The organism is Paenibacillus hunanensis (assembly GCF_014645615.1).
Taxonomy (GTDB): domain Bacteria; phylum Bacillota; class Bacilli; order Paenibacillales; family Paenibacillaceae; genus Saccharibacillus; species Saccharibacillus hunanensis.
This window is the reverse complement of sequence record NZ_BMMB01000002.1, coordinates 1-19,329: the sequence shown is the minus strand read 5'-3', so window position 1 is coordinate 19,329 and position 19,329 is coordinate 1. Positions and strand designations below refer to the sequence as shown.

The window sequence follows — 19,329 nt, the reverse complement described above, 5'->3', positions numbered from 1 at the left end:
AGCATATTGTCAAAAAGTATTCATTTAATTATGCCTATGGCAGGGAGTGGCTCTCGATTTTTTAATCAGGGGTATGCGATCCCAAAACCATTAATCCCTATTAATAATAAGCCTTTTTTTTATTGGGCTACGATGTCCATAGCCAAATTTGTCGAATTACGTAGTCTAACATTTGTAGTATTACAAGAACATATTGAAAAGTTTCAAATTGATACTACTATTTTAGAATACTTTCCTACTGCCAAAATAAGGATATTGCAGGAAGTACTTAATGGTGCGGTTCTTACAAGCACAGAAGGAACTAAAGATATTACGGACGATGCTCCTATTGTTTTTAATGATTGTGATCACATGTTCCAATGTAATTCATTCGTTCAATTCTGTAATAAGGGTAAGTTTGATACACCCGACGGAGCTTTGCTTACTTTTGAGTCGAATGATCCTAAATTCAGCTTCTTAGCCTATGATGAAGCTGGTAATGTAATAAAAACAGTGGAGAAACAGGTTATTAGCAATGATGCAATTTGTGGAGCTTATTATTTTAAAAATAGAGCTATTTTTGCTGAGGCAGTACAAAAATATCTTAGAGTTTGTGAGTATAAAGAGTTTTTTATGAGCGGTGTTTACAATATCATGGCTGAAGAACAAAAGAAAATTTCTAGTTTCAGAGTGGACTGGCACTTGCCATATGGAACACCAGAAGAATACGAAGTAGCAAAAGATTCACAATTATTTAGGGTGGTAGAATAATGGACGTTTTTTTATTTATCGCTGCTATTTTTCTTTTATTGATTGGACATTATTTTAAAATGCTACGATGGAAACAGTTTGTTGAGATATACGAGAGTCCCAATGAGCAAATTCTTCTACGTTCTCTTACAATTGGATATTTAATTAATTTTTGTTTGCCTTTTCGAATTGGAGAATTAATACGTATTATTTTGTCTGGCAGAAAAATGAAAAATGGAATTTCATTTGCTTTTTCTACTGTTCTAGTAGATAGATGCTTGGATATTATTGTAGTAAGTATATTATTTTCTTTATTCGCTATAAGTAGAATAAATGAAGATCTATTTCTTAATTCTGCTATATTTTATGGAACAATGGCTATAAGCTTGATTATCCTCTCTATTATTTCCGTTAAATACAGCAGATTAATCAAAATATTCTTAAGGAAAATTTGCTCGATTTTTAATCCTAAATTGCAATTGAATATGCTGTTTTTTTGTTGGTCTATTATTACTTCTTTTAAAGATATTTTTCGCAAAGTCAATAAATTTGACCTAATTAAATATAGTTCTATAATCTGGATTTCCTATCTCAGTTCTTACTTTATGCTAGGTTTGTTTCTAGCAAAAGAAATGCATAAAAACGAATTTTTTGGTATATTTTCTACATTGTTTTCTAGAAGTAGTTTAGATTCGGGTACCTCCAATTTATTTACTACTGTACAAACTATGTCATTAAGTCCACAAATATGGTTTGCTTCCTATTTGCTTATTCCCTTACTAGTGTTATGGGTGATTTCTTATTTGCCTACTAATCTAAAAAATGCTGTGTTTTCTGGCAAAGTGGCGAGTAGTGGAGCAACTTTAAACTTACTCCCACAAGTAAGTGAAGAAGATCGTTTGAATTTTTTGGAGGCTTACTTTTCGGGGAATGGAAGAGAGTACCTTGCTAAATATATTGAATTAAATCAGAATGTTAGTATTTTGCAAGACTATTCTGCAGGTTCAAATGCTACAGTTATGCTTTGTATAGATGAAAATAAATCTTTTTATCGGAAATACGCATTTGGAGAAGATGGGGATAAGCTTTATGAGCAACTAGAATGGCTTAGAAAATATGAAAATAGGTTACCGTTACCTAAAATATTAAGTGAGCAACATGGCGATGGGTACTGTAGTTACGATATGGAATACAGTGTTTCAGCATCTGGTTTTTTTAATTACATGCATTCGCGGCCTATAGAGAAAACCAAGTCTATATTACGGCATTCGTTAGATACATTAGCGGAGAGCTTATATAATTGCAATTCTATAAAGGCTGATAATCAAACTATCCTAAAGTATATTGATGGAAAAGTTAAATCAAATTTAGAAAAGATTAAAAATGCAAAAGAGATTAAGCATTTATATGAATTTGATGAGCTAATAATCAATGGTCGCTGTTATAAAAATTTAAAGTTATTGGAACAATATTTAGAAGTTGATTATCTTATAGAAGTATTTAAAGATGATATATATACAGAAATTCATGGGGATTTAACTATTGAGAATATTATATGCACTGAAGAAGAAAATGACCAATGTGATTTTTATTTAATAGATCCTAATACTGGTAATATTCATAATTCGCCCAATTTGGATTATGCCAAATTATTACAATCATTACATGGAGGATACGAGTTTTTGATGAAAACACAAACCGTATCTGTAAATAAAAATGAGATCAAATTTTTGTTTACTCGCTCCCAAATCTATGATCAAATCTTTGCTTTTTACTTGAGTTATCTTCAAGAAAAATTTGATGAGCAAAAAATTCGAAGTATATTTTTTCATGAAGTAATTCACTGGTTAAGATTAATGCCATATAAAATAGAAAAAAATGGAAAAAGATCTTTGCTATTTTATGCAGGCTTTATCATGGTATTGAATGATGTGATTGAATGGTATAGTCAAGTAGACACCAATCAGTCTAATCGGCTCCAAAAACTAGAACAATCACAAAATGTTTTTGCCTAGAAAGGACTTATAAGATGAGTAAAAAATTAGCAATTTTTGATTTGGATGGAACGCTATTTGACACAAGAGAAGTAAATTATCTTTCTTATAAACATGCATTAGCAAACCAAGGATTTGATTTGGATTATAATTTTTATACAGAGCAATGCAATGGAAAGTACTATAAAGAGTATCTACCCCTCATCATTCCAAATATTACTGAAGAGATGATGGAGGATATTCATCACGATAAAAAAAATGCTTATTTTAATAATCTAGGAGTCAGCAAAGTTAATGAGCATTTATTTAATATAATAAGTAATTTAAAGACAGACTATCATATAGCCCTTGTCACCACAGCTTCTAAAACTAATTGTATGGATATTTTAAATTATTTTTCAAAAACAAATGAGTTTGAGTTAATTATAACGCATAATGATGTCGAAAAAGTAAAACCTGATCCTGAAGGATTTTTTAAAGCTATGTCTTATTATAATATGTCAGCAGAGAATACAATTATTTTTGAAGACTCTGAAATTGGAATTGAGGCTGCTATAAGAACTGGAGCAACAGTGTTTACAATAACTAAGTTTTAATAAATAACTCTATTTCAGAATATAGGTGAGTAGGTAGATGTTTCATCATATATTGTCATCAGTCAATAAAAATAGAAAAGGTATTATTTTAATACTCTGTTCTTCATTTTGCACTTCGCTAGGTCAAGCTTTCTGGAAACTATTTGACCACGATCAAATACTATTTCTTATTTTGGGTTTTCTTCTTTACGGGTGTGGTGCAATATTGATGATTTTAGCATTTCGTTTCGGTTCATTATCAGTATTGCATCCCTTATTAAGTATGGGATATTTATTTGCTTTGTTTGTAGGAGTATTTATACTAGGCGAAGTTATATCTTATAAAGAAATTATAGCTATTTTTATTATTTTGATAGGTGTTTTATTTGTTGGAGGTGGCGATCATTAAACAAGAATTTATGCTCGCCATCTTATTTCTGGGTATGACTTTATTTGGCGCTTTTGGAGGATTTTCTTTTAAAAGGCTTTCTGATTATCCAATAGGGTTCAATAAAGGGTTTCTATTGTTTTTTATGTTAGGTGGAAGCTTATATTTTTTAGGTGCCATTTTTAATATCATTTTGTTAAGGTATCTTCCATATACGTTAGTATATCCTCTATCTTCTATAACCTATGTATGGACTACTATTCTTGCTTATTTTCTTTTAGCAGAAAAAATGACTTTACGAAAAATTGTGGGTATACTTCTTATTATAATGGGTGCCCTATTGCTAATTAAATGATACTCCAATATTTCAAAATAAGTTGCTACCTACGTACTTAACAAAGAAATATAATTTGAATAATAAGGAGGAACATTTATGAAAGGGATTATTTTAGCTGGCGGAACTGGGACGCGTCTGTATCCTTTGACTAAAGTGACAAATAAACACCTACTTCCAGTTGGTAAATATCCTATGATTTTTCATCCGATATTCAAGTTGAAACAAGCGGGTATCCTCGACATATTAATTGTTACTGGAAAAGAACATATGGGCGATGTTGTTAATTTGCTCGGGAGTGGCAAAGAAATGGGAGTCACCTTTACATATAAGGTGCAAGATGAAGCTGGCGGTATTGCTGAAGCACTTGATCTGGCAGAGCATTTTGTGAATGGTGATCAAATGGTTGTGATTCTTGGAGATAATGTATTTGAAGATGATATCACCGAATTTGTACAAAACTTTGTTCAACAGTCTTCTGGAGCTAAGCTCCTTTTACAGCAGGTAAATGATCCACAGCGATATGGTGTGGCAGAACTTGAGGATAATCGCATTATTTCAATTGAAGAAAAGCCTCAACAACCGAAAAGTGATTTTGCTGTAACAGGTATTTATATGTTCGACAGTCAGGTATTTAGTATGATTAAAACATTAACGCCATCTGCACGAGGAGAATTGGAAATCACAGATGTTAATAATATGTATATTGAGCGTTCGGAATTATCTTTTGATATCCTTAAAGGTTGGTGGACAGATGCTGGAACGCATGTTTCACTAGCTAAAGCCAATGAACTTGCACAACATATCCTATATGGTGAACAATTTGGTAAGTTAAAACTATAGGAGGATTCAATGAAAGTCACATCGTTAAGATTAGAAAATGCGAAACTGCTAACTCCTACTATCTATGGAGATTCTAGAGGTCATTTTATGGAAAGTTATAATATGAGAAGGCTGTATGAAATTGGGATTGAGCATGATTTTGTACAAGATAACGAATCGCTATCGGTTAAACAAGGTGTGTTACGTGGGTTGCATTACCAGCTTGCTCCTAAGGCTCAAGCTAAGTTAGTTCGTGTGACTGCCGGAGCTATTTATGATGTTATTGTCGATATCCGCCCTGATTCGACCACATTTGGTCAGTGGCAGGGATTTATTTTAAGTCAGTATAATCAACGTCAGTTATATGTTCCGCATGGATTCGCCCATGGCTTTTGTACACTGGTGCCCAATACACAAGTATTTTATAAAGTAGATGAATATTATTCGCCTGAGTATGATCGAGGAATACGCTGGGATGATCCTTATTTAAATATAGATTGGCCTGTTGATACTCCTATTTTGTCCGATAAAGATCAGACACATCCATCACTCAAGGAAGCTGAATTAAATTAGTGTTCAAGGTTATCGTAAACAAGATTCAGCATGAGCTGAGTCTTGTTTCATTTAAAGGAGGAACATTTATGAAATTACTCGTTACCGGTGGTGCCGGCTTTATCGGTAGTAACTTTGTACTGTACATGCTGCGTGAGTATCCAGAATACCAGATCGTTAATGTAGATGCATTAACATACGCAGGTAATCTGGAAAACCTTAAGGCGATTGAAGGCAATCCGAACCATACCTTTGTGAAAGCAGATATCGGCGATAGTGCCAAAATGGATGAGCTGGTAGCGCAAGGCGTAGACATTATCGTTAACTTTGCAGCTGAGTCTCACGTGGATCGCAGTATTTTGGAGCCAGACGTATTTGTAAAAACAAACGTACTGGGCACACAAGTATTGCTTGATGTAGCGAAAAAGCATAACATTACTAAATTTGTGCAAGTATCTACAGACGAAGTATATGGAACACTGGGCGAAACAGGGTTGTTTACAGAAGAAACACCTTTGACACCAAACAGTCCATATTCCGCAAGTAAAGCCGGCGGCGATTTACTCGTTCGTGCCTATCATGAAACATTCGGTTTACCGGTGAACATTACACGTTGTTCGAACAACTACGGTCCATTCCAGTTCCCAGAGAAATTGATTCCACTCATTATTTCTCGTGCACTGGCAGACGAAGCATTGCCGGTATATGGTGACGGTCTGAATATCCGTGACTGGCTGTATGTTGAAGATCATTGTAGCGCGATTGATCTGGTCATCCATGAAGGCAAAAATGGTGAAGTGTACAATATCGGTGGCAACAACGAACGTACCAATATCCATATCGTGAAAACGATTTTGGAGCAACTCGGTAAACCTGAAACGCTGATCAAATACGTAGAAGATCGTCCGGGTCATGATCGTCGTTATGGCATCGATCCAACAAAAACGATGAACGAATTGGGTTGGAAGCCAAAACATAATTTCGAATCTGGCATCAAAGCAACGATTCAATGGTATCTTGATAACAAAGACTGGTGGACTCGAATCGCTTCTGGTGAATATCAGGCTTATTATCAGCAACAATACGGTAGTCGTTTGGGTGAGAAGTAATGAAAGTTCTTGTTACTGGTGCATCCGGTCAGCTTGGGATGGATATGGTCGCTGTATTGCATCGTAAAGGCCATGATGTCATGGGCTGTAATCGTCAGCAACTGGATATTACAAATCTGGAGCAGTGCCAGCAGGTGGTGGGTGAGTTTGCTCCTGCTGTTATCGTTCATTGTGCAGCCTATACAGCGGTAGATGCTGCAGAAACTGATGTCGATGGCGCGTACCTGGTGAATGCAACAGGTAGCCGCAATATGGCGGTTGCAGCTGAAGCAGTAGGCGCGAAAATCATTTATGTTAGTACGGATTATGTATTCGATGGTCAGGGCGAAAGTCCGTATTACGAATACGATAATACCGATCCGCAGGGCATCTATGGCAAGTCAAAGCGTGCAGGCGAGCAGCTGACGCAAACGTTATCCAGCCGCTATTTTATCGTGCGTACGTCATGGGTGTATGGACTGCACGGCAATAACTTTGTGAAGACGATGTTGAAACTGGGGCAGGAAAAGCCTGAACTTAAGGTCGTTCATGACCAGAAGGGCACGCCTACATACACGGTCGATCTGGCAGAATTTGTGTCCGAGTTGATGTTGACCGAGAAGTACGGCATTTACCATGCTTCCAATAGCGGAGCTTGCACATGGTATGAGTTTACACAGGAAATTTTTAGTCAGGCGAAGCAGGTACTTGAGGCATCGATTACTGCCAGTCTGGAGCCGTGCACAACAGCCGATTTCCCGCGTCCAGCACCACGTCCAGCTAATTCGGTCATGGAGCATATGTCGATTCGTACAAATGGATTTCAGGATATTCGCGATTGGCGTGAAGGGTTGACTGCATTTTTACAGGAGTATAAGGTAGCGCAATCCGATATAAAATAAAACTAAAATCCGTACTTGAAAAGTGTAATCCATAGACGTAATCAAAATTCGCAACAAAGAATCACAACAAAGAAGGAGTCTGATCTTGTATAGGATCCGGCTCCCTTTTGCTGCGTCTTTGTCTACATCGTGCATATTGATTGAATTTATGCTAACTTTAAGCATGAATATAGCGTACAAGTGAACAAGATCATCGATTGATTAATTTTGAAGATACAATGAGGGAAAAACATGCATACACCGGGTACATTGCAAGTGCTTATGTCTACATACAATGGGGCAAAGTATATTTCAGCTCAGCTTGATAGTATATTTTCTCAACCTTATAAACCTATTCATATTTTGATTCGGGATGATGGTTCCAGTGATGAAACGATCTCCATCATCGAAAAGTATCAGACTCATTATCCGAACCGTATCAAATTACTAAAAGGGGCTAATATAGGTGTGATTCCAAGCTTCTGGTCATTATTACAGCATGCCGATCGTCAGGCGGCTTATTATAGTTTTTGTGATCAGGATGACGTCTGGATGACTCATAAAGTAGAGACTTCGGTTCGTTTGCTCCAGAGCTTGGAGACAGACAAACAACAGCCTACACACGCTACGTCTTTTGATGAAGATAATAATGATGGTTTCCGGCAGAAGTTCATTCCCACTCTGGTTTGTACGGATACGCAATTAACAGATGGCGATTTGAATCCTACAGTTATTTGGCCAGGAATGCCTCATTTAAAGCCATCTTTTTACAATGCATTAATTCAAAATATTGCTGTAGGTGCTACCGTTTCTTTTAATGCGGAAGCTTTAGCATTATTGATGGATACCAAGCAAAAAGTCAATATATCGGCTATCCAAATGCATGATTGGTGGGCATATCTGGTTATATCGTGTTTTGGAAAGGTTCATTTTGAGCATCAGCCAACGATTTATTACCGACAACATGGAGGAAATGCGGTTGGAGGCGAAGCAAACGCTTATCAGAAAATTAAAAAGAAATGGAATAGTTTTCTTAAGCATCGAGGAGATAAAAAGCTGCTTGTGCAACAAGCGAAAGAGTTTTATCGTATATATGGCAGTCAAATGACCGATGCACAGATGATCGACCAATTAGAAAAGTTTATTGCACCACGAACGAATTTACGTGCTCGATTTCGATATCTTAGAACATGTAAATTGTTCCGGCAGTCCCTAACTGAGCAATTATTATTTAGAGTTTTGATTTTAGTCGGGTATATCTAGATCAGATGGATGTACTATTTATGGGAAAAATTGTAGTTTACATGGCGAAGTTCACCTTTGTTGAATGATCTATGCTATAATCCGTTTAGAATAAGTCATTTGAAAGTATGGCTTTAATTTCAAGGCAGGAGCGTTACTAATGGATGTTAGTGTTTTAATTCTTAACTATAATACATGTCAGCTTACACTGGATTGCATCGCCTCGGTATATCGTTCAGCAACAAAGTATACTTACGAGATTATCGTTGTCGACAATCATTCTACCGACGATTCCACCGTACGTATTCCAGCGACCTATCCGAATGTTGTCTTTATTGCGAATCCCGATAATGGTGGATTTGCCAAGGGCAATAACATTGGTATGAAGCTGGCGCAGGGACGATATACATTGCTGCTTAATTCTGACACCATCGTAGAACCGGACACACTGGAGACGATGGTGTCTTTTATGGACAGCCATCCGCGTGCAGGTGCAGCTGGATGCAAAATTATTTTGCCGGACGGTTCGCTGGATAAGGCGTGCAAGCGTGGATTCCCGACGCCATCGGCCTCCTTTTACTATGCCTTCGGATTATCGAAGCTGTTTCCAGACAATCCGAAGTTCAACGGGTATCAGCTGGGCTACCTGAGCCCGGATGAGTGCTACCAGGTCGACTCGCTGGTCGGTGCATTCATGCTGGTGCGTCGGGAGGTCATCGAGCAGATCGGTGGGCTGGATGAAGAGTTTTTTATGTATGGTGAAGATATTGACTGGTGCTACCGCATTAAGGAAGCGGGCTGGGAGATTCATTACCGCGGAGATACCTTCATCGTGCATTATAAAGGGGCAAGTAGTCGCCGTAAGCCATTTAAAATCATCTATGAGTTTCATCGGGCAATGTGGCTATTCCACCGTAAGCATTATTACAAACGGTATTCATTTATTACCAATGGCGCTGTCTATGCAGGGATCGGCGTGAAGCTGACCTTATCGCTTATTCAAAATAAACTATTACGCCCGGCAAAAGCGTCGGCAGCCGAAACGGAAAGGAGAGTTCATTCGTGATCCGCAAAAATCAGCGATTTTTGACCCGTTTATACATTTTGGCGGATTTCTCGGTGATTCAGATTTCCTTTTTGGCAGCCTGGTTGCTCAAGTTTCAATTCGATATTTTCCCGTATGATAATTCACCAGAAGGATACGGCGCACTGCCGATTGAAACGTACTGGATGTGGAGCTTAATCTATGCCGTTATCGCGGTATTGATTGGGACGATGAGTAGCTTATATTCACCTAAGCGTAAAAAGCGCTTTGCAGATGAGCTGCTCAAAATTACACAGACGCATGCCGTCAGCATCTTTGTACTGCTTGGTGCGTTATTCTTCGTAAAAGAAGTTAATATTTCGCGTTACTATCTGTTAACGTTTATGATTTTGAATCTGTTGTTCATTATGGCCTATCGTTATGTGATTAAGCTTGGATTGAAGCGTGCACGTCAGAAGGGCTTCAACAAGCAGTTTGTGCTCATTCTGGGTGCGGGCTCACTGGGTAAACGTTTCTACGACAATCTGATGCAGTATCCTGAAATGGGCTATGAAATTGTCGGCTTTCTCGATGACTATCGGAAATTCGATAATATTGAGCTGCGCAAATATAAGCCTGTGCTGGGGAAGATTGACGAGCTGGGACAAAAGCTACAATCGATGATGATCGATGAGGTCATTCTCGCGCTACCTTTAGATGCTCATGATAAGTATCCATGGATTATTGCAGAGTGTGAAAAAGCAGGTGTGCGTACGCTGATTATCCCTGACTTTTTCGATTATTTGCCAGCACGTCCTTACTTCGATAATTTTGCCGGTATGCCCATGATCAATGTACGCGATATTCCACTGGATATTGCAGCGAATCGCATTTTCAAGCGTGCATTCGATATTGCCTTCTCTTTAGTCGCGATTGCGATTACGTCTCCGATCATGCTGGTAGTCGCGATCGGTGTAAAGCTAACCTCGCCAGGACCTATCATTTTCAAGCAGGAGCGAGTCGGGCTGAATCGTCGGAATTTTATGATGTTCAAGTTTCGCTCCATGCGTGTCATTCCTGAGGGACAGATCGACACCGGCTGGACAACCGTTAATGATCCGCGTAAGACTGCTTTTGGCTCCTTTATCCGCCGTACGAGTCTGGATGAGCTGCCACAGTTCTTCAATGTACTGATTGGTGATATGAGCGTCGTCGGGCCACGCCCGGAGCGTCCATACTATGTGGAGCAATTCCGTGAGGAAATTCCTAAATATATGGTCAAGCACCATGTACGTCCAGGTATTACCGGTTGGGCGCAAAGCAATGGCTTACGTGGTGACACCTCCATCGAGGATCGAATCAATCATGATATTTTCTATATTGAGAACTGGTCGCTATTATTCGATATCAAAATTATTTTCAAAACGATCCGCAACGGTTTCGTTAATAAAAACGCATATTGATTGCTCAACATAATAAAAATGTCCTGCTTGCTCAAGTAGGGCATTTTTATTTGTTCGCATAATATACGAACAGAACATTGACACTCTACACTGCCTATCATAGACTTAATTTGAAGGTTGTAGAAAAGACGGAGGAATACCATTGAGAGACGAAATAATAGCGTGGCGCCACGTATTCAAGCTTGACCCGGATCGGTTCATATCAGATGAGGATCTGGACCAGATTTGTATGTCTGGAACCGATGCGATTATGATCGGTGGATCATCTGGTGTGACGTATGATAATACTGTAGACTTGATGTCACGTGTACGTCGCTATGAGCTTCCGTGCGTGCTAGAAGTATCTGATCTGGAGGCGGTTGTACCTGGCTTTGATCTGTATATGATCCCACTCGTATTGAATACAGAGGATAGTCGCTGGATGATTGGGCAGCATGTACAGGCGATCGAGCAGTATAGCCACTTGATTCCATGGGAATTGATCGTGCCAGAAGGGTATATTGTGTTACATGCGGATTCTACCGTAGCACGGTTAACTGGAGCACTTACTGAGCTAGAAGCTGATCGAGCTGCTGCCTATGCGCAGGCGGCAGAGCATTTATTGCGTTTGCCAATTGTATATATTGAATATAGTGGTCGTTTTGGCGATATGGAGCTAGTTGCTGATATTCGTAGAGTGACTCGTGAAGCGCGTGTTTTTTATGGCGGCGGAATTACAGATGCCGAGACTGCACGTCTAGCGGCAAGCCATTGCGATACGATTATTGTAGGCAACAGCCTGTATAGCGATCTGAAGCAAGCTCTTACAACAGTGGCTGCTGTGAAAGGCTGAATAAGCGTCTACAGATGAATCCGATTATTCTTTTTGCAAATTAGCAATATCTTCAACGCTCGAACTATTTTCAGGATATGTATCCATTCTAATTTAATTACTCTATTCATCATTATACTATGATCCATTCCAGACAGACATGTACTTAGCTGATGCCTGTGTGCTAGTCTGACTTTTCCTGCATAAGACTGATCGACTTTACCGAATTTATGGGTTTGATTTGAAAGGAGCAATACAACACAATGACGATGATTAACATCAAGGACGCGATTAACCGTCTAAATCCAAGACAGAAAGAGGCGGCACTGGCAACAGACGGCCCCCTCCTGATTATGGCTGGTGCAGGTAGTGGGAAGACACGTGTGCTTACACACCGCATTGCTCATATTATTGATGCTCGCAAGTCAGCACCATGGGGCATTTTGGCGATTACGTTTACGAACAAAGCGGCGCGTGAGATGCAGGAGCGTGTATCTCAGCTGGTCGGTCCAGAGGGACGCGAGATCTGGGTATCCACATTTCACTCGATGTGTGTGCGCATTTTGCGCCGTGATATCGAACGCATCGGCTTCACGTCCAGTTTTTCGATTCTTGATTCCGGGGATCAGCTATCTGTTATTCGTTCCTGCATGAAGGATCTGAATATGGATACGAAAAAGTTTGAACCGAAGACCGTACAATCGATGATCAGCGCAGCCAAAAATGAACTGGTCACTCCTGAGCAATACGAGCGCAAAATCGGCGATTATTTTGAAGGTATTGCCGCTAAAGTATATACGATGTATCAGCGTCGTCTACGTGCGAATAACTCACTGGATTTTGATGATCTGATCATGACGACGATTCAGCTGTTCAAGGAAGTACCAGAGGTACTGGAATTTTATCAGAAGAAATTCCGCTATATTCATGTCGATGAGTATCAGGATACGAACCGTGCACAATATATGCTCTGTAAAATGCTGGCGGATGCTCATCACAATATTTGCGTTGTCGGTGATAGCGATCAGTCGATCTATCGCTGGCGTGGGGCGGATATTACCAATATTCTTAATTTTGAAGAGGACTATCCCGAAGCGAAAACAATTCTGCTGGAGCAAAACTATCGTTCCACCTCGAATATTTTGAGTGCTGCCAATGAAGTTATCGGTAACAATAGCGGTCGTAAGCCGAAGAAGCTGTGGACGGATAAAGAAGGCGGCGCCAAGATCAAAGTCTATCGTGCAGATTCGGAGCATGATGAAGCTTATTTTGTAAGCTCCGAAATTCATAAAAGTGTGAAAACAGGACGTCCTTATCAGGATCATGCCATTTTGTATCGTACGAATGCACAGTCACGGGTTATAGAGGAAGTGCTGATCAAATCGGATATCCCTTACCAGATTGTCGGCGGTATCAAGTTCTATGATCGTAAAGAGATCAAGGACCTGCTCGCCTATCTGCGTCTGCTATCCAATCCAGACGATGATATTAGCCTCACGCGTATTATCAATGTGCCAAAACGCGGTATCGGTGATACGAGTGTAGCGAAGCTTGCTGCGGCAGCGGGTGAACGTGGAATTTCAATTTTCAAAGTGCTGGAGATCGTGGATGATCTGGGCTTTGCTGGGCGTACACGCAATGCGATGGTGGAGTTTTACGATATGATCGCTGCATTGCATCAGATGGTAGACTATCTCTCTGTTACCGAGCTGACGGAAAAGATTCTGGAAATGTCTGAATATCGCGTAGAGCTGCAACGTGAGAATACACTCGAATCCAAAGCGCGTGTGGAGAATATCGAGGAGTTCCAATCGGTAACGATGGAGTTTGAGAAAAATAATGAAGACAAATCGCTAATTGCCTTCCTGACCGATCTGGCGCTGATTGCAGATATCGATACGATGGGTGACAAGCCTGAGGAACAAGAGGATGCAGTTGTATTGATGACGATGCACAGTGCCAAAGGATTGGAGTTCCCAACCGTGTTTATTATCGGTATGGAGGAAGGTGTCTTCCCGCATAGCCGTGCATTCATGGACAATGATGAGCTGGAGGAAGAACGTCGCCTTGCTTATGTAGGGATTACGCGGGCAGAGAAGCAGCTATTTCTGTCCTGTGCGCAGATGCGGACACTGTTTGGTCGTACAACAGCGAATCCACCGTCACGTTTCCTGGAAGAAATTCCAGACGAATATAAAGAAGACACACGTGTAGCAACGAATAACTTTAGACGTGGCGCTTCTGGCAATAGCTATGGTAATGGTTCACGCGGTTTTGCTGGCGGTGGTAGTAACTTTGGCAATCGGCGCGAATCGTCGGCAGCGTTTGGTAGTGGTTCCTCTGCGCGCGCTGTACCTCGTAGCACACCAGCTTCGTCTGGCGTTACGGTGACTACAGGCAAAGGAACACCAACTCCAGCTGCGAGTGGAGATGGTAGCTATCAGGCAGGTGATAAAGTTTCACATGGTAAATGGGGAATCGGCACCATTGTAGCTGTCAAAGGCACAGGAAATGATATGGAGCTGCAAATTGCCTTCCCTGCACCTGTAGGCTTGAAGCGTCTACTGGCAGGCTTTGCACCGATCACCAAGGTCGAGTAATGATGCGCAGCAACATGAATACATGAAGCTAGATAGTCTGGTGAGTTTGCCGGATAAACCAGCTTCGTTTATATGAATGAATACTATAGGCGGCTGATGATACAGCCGCCTTACATACCAAGAACGGGAGAGATGCGCATGGATCCGATGAAGGAAATGGAGAAGCTGGTCGCTGATCTGAATAATTACAACTATCATTACTATACACTGGACGAGCCGTTAGTTGAGGACAAAGACTATGATGCTCAATACGATCGTTTGCTACAGCTGGAGCAGGAAAGTGGCATCGTATTGCCTGATTCGCCTACTCAGCGTGTCGGCGGTGAGCTACTCAAGGGATTCACCCCGCATCGTCATCTGGCGCCATTGTGGAGTCTGGATAAAGCGCAAAATCTCGAAAAGCTATCCAGCTGGCATACACGTGCTCGCAAGCTAATCGGTGATTATAACGAAAAGAATCCAGATCAGCCGCTACCCGAGCCTTCCTATGCCGTAGAATTGAAGTTTGATGGACTCACCCTTAATTTGACTTATGAAAATGGTCGACTCGTACAGGCATCCACACGCGGAAATGGTGTCGTCGGCGAAGGGATTTTAGAGCAGGTGAAGACGATTCGCTCTGTACCACTATCGATTCCATTTACAGAAGGCAAGCTTGAGGTGCAGGGAGAGGGGATTATGCACCTGTCTGTACTTGAAGCCTATAATGCTGCTGCAACTGAAAAAGATAAGCTCAAAAATGCGCGTAATGCTGCCGCTGGGGCACTACGCAATCTGGATCCGCGTACGACAGCCAAGCGCAAACTGAATGCTTATTTTTATAACATCGGCTATACAGAAGGAGTTCGTTTTGAGAATCAGCAGGAGATGATGCAATTTTTACGTGATAATCATTTCCGTGTGAATCCGGCTGTATCCTATTTCGATAATTTTGATGATGTGATTGCTCGCTTGGAAGAGATTCAGCAGGAGCGTAGCGGTTTGGATTATCTGATCGACGGAGCTGTTGTGAAGCTGACCGATATGCGTACCCGTGAGGTACTGGGGTATACAGATAAGTTCCCTCGCTGGGCAATCGCGTATAAATTCGAAGCTGAAGAAACGAGTACCATTTTGGAGTCGGTATCCTGGAATGTTGGACGTACAGGAAAAATTACACCGTTAGCACGCGTGGAGGCAGTCGAACTAGCAGGGGTAACGGTTCAGAACTGTACACTCAACAATATCGGCGATATTGAACGTAAAAATCTAAAATTCGCTCTTGGCACAAGAGTCTATATTCGACGCTCCAACGATGTAATCCCAGAGATTCTGGGTAAAGTGTCAGAGGAAAATGACGGAGAAGAGATTATCTTCCCGGAACAATGTCCATCCTGCGGCTTCCCGCTAGAGCAGCGTGGTGCTCATCTGTTCTGTAACAATCGCTTTGGCTGTGAGCCGCAAATCGTAGCTCGCATTACGCATTTTGCTTCGCGAGATGCGATGGATATCGAGACCTTTAGCATTAAGACAGCAACGCAGCTGCATAATGAGCTGAATGTGCGTGAACCAGCCGATCTGTACACGCTGCAATTTGACGATCTATCCAAGCTGGAGCGCTTTGGCGAGCGCAAGGCTAACAATTTATTACAAGCGATCGAAGATAGCAAAACCCGTGATCTCGCTTCGTTCCTGTATGCATTGGGAATTCCGAATACAGGTAAAACGACAACGCGAATGCTAGCAGAGCATTATCGTGATCTGGATAAAATCCGTACAGCTACTGTAGAGGAGCTAGTTGAGCTACCGGATGTAGGCTCGATTGTAGCGGAGAGTATTGTTGAGTTTTTCGCTGATCCATTTATGCAGGCAGGCATTGATAAAATGCTGAATCTTGGCGTACAGCCTCAGGTGCCAGAAGCACCTGCTGTTGTCGTGAGCGAGGACTCCTATTTTAATGGCAAAACCGTAGTGCTAACCGGCACATTGCAGACGATGACGCGCGATGAGGCAGCATTACGTCTGGAACAGCTCGGTGCCAAAGTAACCGGCAGTGTATCCAAAAAGACCGATATCGTTATCGCTGGCGAAAAAGCAGGCAGCAAGCTGACGAAAGCACAGGAGCTCGGTCTTGAGATCATTCAAGACGAGGAGCAACTGAAACGACTATTGGAGCTGGAGTAAGGGTAAGGAAGAATGCAGTACGCTATTTCGGAACTAGCATAATATCAGGACTCGCATTCCTAAAATAAAAAAGGACGAGGAATTCTACATGTGTAGATATTCTCGTCCTTTTCTAATATATACTCACTTGAAGATGAACATGTATTCAATATACTACATATCCAGTATATGACATCCCCAGTGCAGAGCCAGACTTAACTCAAATTATCTGGTAACCATGCATCCTTATCATAACCACGTAATTCCCAATAGCCGGTATGATCCTCAGCGATCAATTCAATTCGATTGAGCCATTTGACTGATTTATAAGCGTACATTTTTGGAATAACGAGACGTACCGGCCCGCCCAGATCGGCAGGAATGATATTACCGTCATGAAGTAGCGCGACCATAATATCCTTCAGCTGTGCTTGCTCCAACGTAATAGAATCGGTATACACGCCATCACCGGAATAGAACTTGATCGTTTTCGCTTCAGGCTTTACACCTGCCATGCTAAGAAAGTCGAGCAGCGGAATACCTTCCCAGGTGTTTTTGTATACCGACCATCCGGTGACACAGTGGAAGTCACTGACCTGCACCTTCCGTTTGATTTTTAAAAACTGCTCCCAATTCCAGGTTTGCGGCTTGTCGACCAGTCCATCGATTGTAAATGACCAGTTGCTATTATCAAACGAAGGAATAGGCGTCACCGTATAAACGCGGAATTCGCCCTGCGCGCCACCACCGATAGGAGGCTTTGAATCCGAGAGTGGAGTCGGATTAGGTATCATTTTATTGGGATTGCTAGCAGCGACCTCTTCCCAGCTTCCGCCGCTCGTTAGCGAACTACCTAACCAGCGCAGAAAGGTAGGTCCCACCGAGATCGCCAGACCGACCCCGATAGCGGTACGTAAAAAAGCACGCCGTGTATAAAAGGGAGTCGCCTCCTGTGGAGTAGCTGTTCGATTGGGCTTGATTACGGTAGTCGAGCCTTCTGGAGCTGTCGTCTGTGCCACATTCGTATCAGGCTGTAGCTTGATCGAACGCTTTTTGGGATCCTTCAGCCATGCGGTACGTGTAATCGAATGATAGATAATATAAGGTAAACCGATCCAGGTTAGCAGATCATGTACAAATAAAGCAGTATTGGCAACTGTAGGGCCGACCTGACGGAGTAGCCATAACAGAATCCCGGAAACAATCCAGCCAATCAGCAAAATCATAACTAGAATCACATTCATTTTTTGAGCAGGCTTCTCGCGAATCTGCTTCCAATGCTTGGAGGCAAGAAACAGATAATAAATGACAGGCACAAGCAATGCCAGACCTCCAATAATGTGCACCCAACGAATCCATACACGAACCTCGCCCAGCACCTCACGCCAAAAGCCGCCTAACAAAATCAATCCGGTAATCGCAAGCAGCGCGACTAACCATGCATTCCAGGCATGGATACGAATAAGCTTTTTGCCAAAGCTCTTTTGAATAGAAGCCAGCAATCGACCCATAGCAACCTCCTCCTCATGTGTAAACACATCTGTATAATGGATGATAAGATACTTTGCTTCTGCAAAAATCCCTTTTGTATTCAACGTCGTGTTCAAAGATCGCTAACATCAGAAATAGATAGTTTTTCGCTCAAAATAATATCCGGCGCAATATCTACTATGAATGATTCGCAAATATAACGCATTTGGATTGCCATAAGTGTTACTTACTTTTATATATACACTCTTTAAAATGATTATAATGCAGAACAGTAACAGAGTGCGAGCGAGTTATAAGAAAGATTTAAAAAGCAATCCTCTAATGATGTGATTGCTAACGAGGCGATTAATGTACAAAACGCATAACCATTCTTCGTATAGAAGTGCGCTTCAGCTTAATTATACTCACTTCTTCTTTAAAACATTATCAATATGTCATTAAATCAAAAGAGCATAAAATCAACAGAGTATACATAGGTAAAAAACCTATTTATCCTTAATAAGGTAGAGCACAAAGCCACATACATAGACGGTACAGTATATAAAAGATAGACATTAAAGTATTGACGTAGAAACAAGAAAACGAAGTTCAGTAAGGAAGAACCAACAGTAAACTTAGCAACGATACATAATACAAAAGTAGACGATTTAAGCACATGTATGCTGGCTCGCGTGTTCTCGCGTGTTAAGGATAAAAAAGTTTGAAAAAATACTTGCTAACTTTTAAAATACATGATATATTATTCAAGTCGCCTCGAGCGGCACAATAGTTTTACGAAAAACAAATTAAAAAAAGTTGTTGACTAACAATTCTAAACATGATATTATATAAGAGTTGTTGCGAAACAAATAAACAAGTTCCTTGAAAACTGAACAAATAGGATTTGAATCATAACTTCGGGAAACCGAATGTCAGCAAGAAATGAGCAAGTCAAACACTTTATTGGAGAGTTTGATCCTGGCTCAGGACGAACGCTGGCGGCGTGCCTAATACATGCAAGTCGAGCGGAGTTAATAAGAAGCTTGCTTCTTTGAGACTTAGCGGCGGACGGGTGAGTAACACGTAGGCAACCTGCCCTTTAGCCTGGGATAACTACCGGAAACGGTAGCTAATACCGGATACTTTCTTTTTCCGCATGGGAGAAGAACGAAAGACGGAGCAATCTGTCACTGAAGGATGGGCCTGCGGCGCAT

At 41.1% G+C, this 19,329-nt stretch carries 16 protein-coding genes and 1 rRNA gene; 16 read left to right on the top strand and 1 reads right to left on the bottom strand.

Annotation, left to right across the window (positions count from 1 at the left end):
- Nucleotides 1-6 precede the first annotated feature (6 nt).
- The 15 genes from IEX62_RS03625 to ligA all read left to right on the top strand — a co-directional run bounded on the left by IEX62_RS03625 (nt 7) and on the right by ligA (nt 16,666).
- A complete protein-coding gene (locus tag IEX62_RS03625) occupies nt 7-750 on the top strand; it encodes a sugar phosphate nucleotidyltransferase (protein WP_229685601.1) in 744 nt (247 codons plus the stop codon).
- A complete protein-coding gene (locus IEX62_RS03620) occupies nt 750-2,744 on the top strand; it encodes a lysylphosphatidylglycerol synthase transmembrane domain-containing protein (RefSeq protein ID WP_188774071.1) in 1,995 nt (664 codons plus the stop codon). Before IEX62_RS03625 ends, IEX62_RS03620 begins: the two co-directional genes overlap by 1 nt.
- A 14-nt stretch (nt 2,745-2,758) precedes the next feature.
- On the top strand, nt 2,759-3,319 hold the full coding sequence (locus IEX62_RS03615; protein WP_188774070.1) for an HAD family hydrolase: 561 nt from the start codon (nt 2,759-2,761) through the stop codon (nt 3,317-3,319).
- Between the two features lie 37 nt (nt 3,320-3,356).
- Nucleotides 3,357-3,707 (top strand): EamA/RhaT family transporter, encoded by a 351-nt coding sequence (locus IEX62_RS03610; RefSeq protein WP_188774069.1) that lies wholly within the window; start codon nt 3,357-3,359, stop codon nt 3,705-3,707.
- Nucleotides 3,694-4,041, top strand: a complete 348-nt coding sequence (locus IEX62_RS03605; protein WP_229685638.1) for an EamA family transporter — start codon at nt 3,694-3,696, stop codon at nt 4,039-4,041. Before IEX62_RS03610 ends, IEX62_RS03605 begins: the two co-directional genes overlap by 14 nt.
- Before the next feature lie 78 nt (nt 4,042-4,119).
- A complete protein-coding gene (locus IEX62_RS03600; protein WP_188774068.1) occupies nt 4,120-4,863 on the top strand; it encodes a sugar phosphate nucleotidyltransferase in 744 nt (247 codons plus the stop codon).
- 9 nt (nt 4,864-4,872) lie between these two features.
- Nucleotides 4,873-5,415: a dTDP-4-dehydrorhamnose 3,5-epimerase gene (rfbC, locus tag IEX62_RS03595; protein ID WP_188774067.1), complete on the top strand. Its 543-nt coding sequence runs from the start codon at nt 4,873-4,875 to the stop codon at nt 5,413-5,415.
- 68 nt (nt 5,416-5,483) lie between these two features.
- A complete protein-coding gene (gene rfbB / locus IEX62_RS03590; RefSeq protein ID WP_188774066.1) occupies nt 5,484-6,503 on the top strand; it encodes a dTDP-glucose 4,6-dehydratase in 1,020 nt (339 codons plus the stop codon).
- Nucleotides 6,503-7,384, top strand: a complete 882-nt coding sequence (gene rfbD, locus IEX62_RS03585) for a dTDP-4-dehydrorhamnose reductase (RefSeq protein ID WP_188774065.1) — start codon at nt 6,503-6,505, stop codon at nt 7,382-7,384. The genes rfbB and rfbD overlap by 1 nt, the downstream gene beginning before the upstream one ends.
- Nucleotides 7,385-7,615: 231 nt before the next feature.
- Nucleotides 7,616-8,626: a glycosyltransferase family 2 protein gene (locus IEX62_RS03580; RefSeq protein WP_188774064.1), complete on the top strand. Its 1,011-nt coding sequence runs from the start codon at nt 7,616-7,618 to the stop codon at nt 8,624-8,626.
- Nucleotides 8,627-8,765: 139 nt separating this feature from the next.
- Nucleotides 8,766-9,671: a glycosyltransferase family 2 protein gene (locus tag IEX62_RS03575; protein WP_188774063.1), complete on the top strand. Its 906-nt coding sequence runs from the start codon at nt 8,766-8,768 to the stop codon at nt 9,669-9,671.
- Nucleotides 9,668-11,092, top strand: coding sequence for an undecaprenyl-phosphate glucose phosphotransferase (locus IEX62_RS03570; protein WP_188774062.1), 1,425 nt, complete (start codon nt 9,668-9,670; stop codon nt 11,090-11,092). Before IEX62_RS03575 ends, IEX62_RS03570 begins: the two co-directional genes overlap by 4 nt.
- 142 nt (nt 11,093-11,234) lie before the next feature.
- Nucleotides 11,235-11,924 carry a heptaprenylglyceryl phosphate synthase gene (gene pcrB / locus IEX62_RS03565; protein ID WP_188774061.1) on the top strand — a complete coding sequence of 230 codons (690 nt, stop codon included), beginning with the start codon at nt 11,235-11,237 and terminating at the stop codon, nt 11,922-11,924.
- Nucleotides 11,925-12,166: 242 nt separating this feature from the next.
- Nucleotides 12,167-14,503: a DNA helicase PcrA gene (pcrA, locus tag IEX62_RS03560; RefSeq protein WP_188774060.1), complete on the top strand. Its 2,337-nt coding sequence runs from the start codon at nt 12,167-12,169 to the stop codon at nt 14,501-14,503.
- Between the two features lie 138 nt (nt 14,504-14,641).
- Nucleotides 14,642-16,666 carry an NAD-dependent DNA ligase LigA gene (ligA, locus tag IEX62_RS03555; RefSeq protein WP_188774059.1) on the top strand — a complete coding sequence of 675 codons (2,025 nt, stop codon included), beginning with the start codon at nt 14,642-14,644 and terminating at the stop codon, nt 16,664-16,666.
- Between the two features lie 194 nt (nt 16,667-16,860).
- Here the strand turns inward: ligA and IEX62_RS03550 are convergent, their stop codons facing one another.
- On the bottom strand, nt 16,861-18,156 hold the full coding sequence (locus IEX62_RS03550) for a molybdopterin-dependent oxidoreductase (RefSeq protein WP_188774058.1): 1,296 nt from the start codon (nt 18,154-18,156) through the stop codon (nt 16,861-16,863).
- Nucleotides 18,157-19,075: 919 nt separating this feature from the next.
- On the opposite strand from IEX62_RS03550, the gene IEX62_RS03545 reads away from it, so the two are divergent.
- Nucleotides 19,076-19,329: ribosomal RNA gene (locus IEX62_RS03545) — 16S ribosomal RNA — on the top strand; the annotation flags it as partial.